Raw genomic sequence first — 2,942 nt, forward strand, 5'->3', positions numbered from 1 at the left:
CTCGCCCATCATCGCGAGCCACCGCACGGTGACCGACGGCCACGACGATTGCCAGCGCGTGCAAGATGCCTACTCGCTGCGCTGCGCCCCACAGGTGCACGGGGCCGTGCGCGACACGATGGCGCACGCGGCGTCGGTCGCGAATCGGGAGCTCGCGAGCTCGGTGGACAACCCCGTCGTGACGCCCGACGGCCGCGTGGTCTCGAACGGCTCGTTCCACGGCGCACCCCTCGGCTACGTGCTCGACTTTCTGGCGATCGCCGTGGCTGACCTCGCGAGCATGAGCGAGCGCCGCACCGACCGCTTTCTCGACGCGAGCCGCAACCAGGGCCTGCCGCCGTTTCTCGCTCACGACCCCGGGGTCGACTCGGGGCACATGATCGCGCAATACACGCAAGCCGGAATCGTGAGCGAACTCAAGCGACTCGCGGTGCCCGCGAGCGTCGACTCGATTCCATCGAGCGCGATGCAAGAAGACCACGTGGCGATGGGCTGGTCAGCCGCCCGCAAACTCCGGCGCTCGATCGACGGGCTGACGCGGGTCGTCGCAATCGAGCTGCTCACGGCCGCGCGCGGGCTCGACCTGCGCGGCATCGCCCCGGCGGCCGCGACTGCGGCCGTTGTCGCAGCCTTGCGCGAGCACGTGCCCGGCCCCGGCCCCGACCGCTACCTCGCCCCCGAGATCGACCACGCCGTGCGACTCACGCACGACGGAACGCTGTTGGCCGCCGCGCGCGCGGTCACCGAGATTCGCTAGACCGGACGACAGGAGAACGCCATGACTCTCACCGATGCGACACCCATGAGCGCAGCATCCGGAGCCCGCCCCGTGCGTGCCCACCGCGGAACCCAGCTGCACACGCTCGGCTGGCAGCAAGAGGGCGCTCTGCGCATGCTGCAGAACAACCTCGACCCTGAGGTGGCCGAACACCCCGACGAGCTCGTCGTCTACGGCGGCACTGGCAAGGCCGCGCGCGACTGGGCGAGCTTCGACGCGCTGCAGCGCACGCTCACGACGCTCAAGAGCGACGAGACGATGCTCGTGCAGTCGGGTCGCCCGGTCGGCGTCATGCAGACGCACGAGTGGGCGCCGCGCGTGTTGCTCGCCAACTCGAATCTCGTGGGCGACTGGGCCAATTGGGATGAGTTCCGTCGGCTCGAGGCCCTCGGCCTCACGATGTATGGCCAGATGACCGCCGGCTCGTGGATCTACATCGGCACGCAGGGCATTCTGCAGGGCACGTTCGAAACCTTCGCCGCGGTGGCGACACAGAAGTTCGGGGGAACCCTCGCCGGCACTATCACCCTCACGGGCGGACTCGGCGGCATGGGCGGCGCGCAGCCGCTCGCCGTCACGATGAACGATGGAGTCGCGATCTGCGTCGACGTCGACCCCAGCCGAATCGCCCGCCGGGTCGAGCACCGCTATCTCGACGTGCAGGCCGACTCGCTCGAGCACGCTCTCGAACTCGCCGTTCAGGCACGGGATGCCCGGCGTGGTCTCTCGATCGGCGTGCTCGGTAACGCGGCCGAGGTCTTCCCGCGCCTGCTCGCCATGGGAGCCCCCATCGACATCGTCACCGACCAGACGAGCGCGCACGACCCGCTCGCGTATCTGCCCCTCGAGCACACGATGGACGACTGGCACGCGGCGCGCGAGCGCGACCCCATCGGATTCGCGGCGGCATCGCGGGCGTCGATGGCCCTGCAGGTCGAGGCCATGGTCGGGTTCCAGCGGGCCGGAGCCGAGGTCTTCGACTACGGCAACAACATCCGTACCGAGGCGCGCGCTGCCGGTTACTCCGACGCGTTCAGCTTCCCCGGCTTCGTGCCCGCCTACATCCGCCCGCTCTTCGCACAGGGCAAAGGCCCGTTCCGCTGGGCGGCGCTGAGCGGCGACCCCGCCGACATCGCGGCGACCGACCGCGCCGTGCTCGAGATGTTCCCCGAGAACGAGAGCCTGCAGCGCTGGATTCCCATGGCGCAAGAGCGTGTTCACTACCAGGGGCTGCCGGCGCGTATTTGCTGGCTCGGCTACGGCGAGCGCGACAAGGCGGGCGAGCGTTTCAACGACATGGTCGCGAGCGGTGAGCTCAGCGCGCCCGTCGCGATCGGCCGCGACCACCTCGATTCCGGCTCGGTCGCGAGCCCGTATCGCGAGACCGAGTCGATGAAAGACGGCAGCGACGCGATCGCCGACTGGCCTTTGCTCAACGCTCTCGTCAACACTGCGAGCGGTGCCACGTGGGTCTCCATCCACCACGGTGGGGGAGTTGGCATCGGCCGCTCGATCCACGCCGGGCAGGTTGTCGTCGCTGACGGCACGGCACTCGCCGGCCAGAAGGTGCAGCGCGTGCTGACGAACGACCCCGGCATGGGCGTCATTCGCCACATTGATGCGGGCTACACCGAGGGTGAGCAGATCGTGGCCGACCTCGGTGTGCGCATCCCGATGCGCGAGGGCGCGTGACCGTGCTCGCGCACGACCCGCTGTGGCCGCGGGCGGGCGACTGGTCCGCGTGGGCGCCGGGCATGCAGGCAGATGCCGTCGTCGTGGGCATCCCGACATGGCGCACCGCGCTCTCGCCGGGTCAAGCGCACACGACCCCCGCGGCGATTCGGGATGCCCTGCGCTACTACTCCGCCGACGCGCTCACTCGGCCCGATGGTTCGCCGCTGACCGTGCTAGACGCGGGCGATGTGCCCGAGCCCGACGCGGGCGATGTGCCCGAGCCCGACGGCGTGGGTGAGGCGGCCGCGACGGCGCGGGTTGCCGAACTCGCGGGCACGGGACCGCTCGTGATCGTGCTCGGCGGAGACAACGCCGCGACCGTGCCGGCCGCCCTCGGGTCGTGGGGCGCCGCGATCAGCACCGCCGGTCTCGTGACGCTCGATGCGCACCACGATCTGCGCGATGGCGTCACGAACGGATCGCCCGTGCG

General features: G+C 70.3%; 3 protein-coding genes. All 3 read left to right on the forward strand.

The genetic code is table 11. The features are described 5' to 3' along the window. On the forward strand, positions 1-757 hold a 757-nt coding region (locus SFU54_RS07500), incomplete at its 5' end, for an aromatic amino acid lyase (RefSeq protein ID WP_319015664.1). Positions 758-778: 21 nt separating this feature from the next. Beyond that, positions 779-2,470, forward strand: coding sequence for a urocanate hydratase (gene hutU / locus SFU54_RS07505; RefSeq protein ID WP_319015665.1), 1,692 nt, complete (start codon positions 779-781; stop codon positions 2,468-2,470). After that, positions 2,467-2,942 (forward strand): arginase family protein (locus tag SFU54_RS07510; RefSeq protein ID WP_319015666.1); only part of this gene is annotated, 476 nt, incomplete at its 3' end. The genes hutU and SFU54_RS07510, both read left to right, overlap by 4 nt.

Source organism: Microcella sp., from assembly GCF_033763155.1.
Taxonomy (GTDB): domain Bacteria; phylum Actinomycetota; class Actinomycetes; order Actinomycetales; family Microbacteriaceae; genus Microcella.

Bases quoted from the DNA above. Each gene is read 5' to 3' on its own strand.
- hutU (WP_319015665.1), top strand. From the start codon at position 779: ATGACTCTCACCGATGCGACACCCATGAGCGCAGCATCCGGAGCCCGC.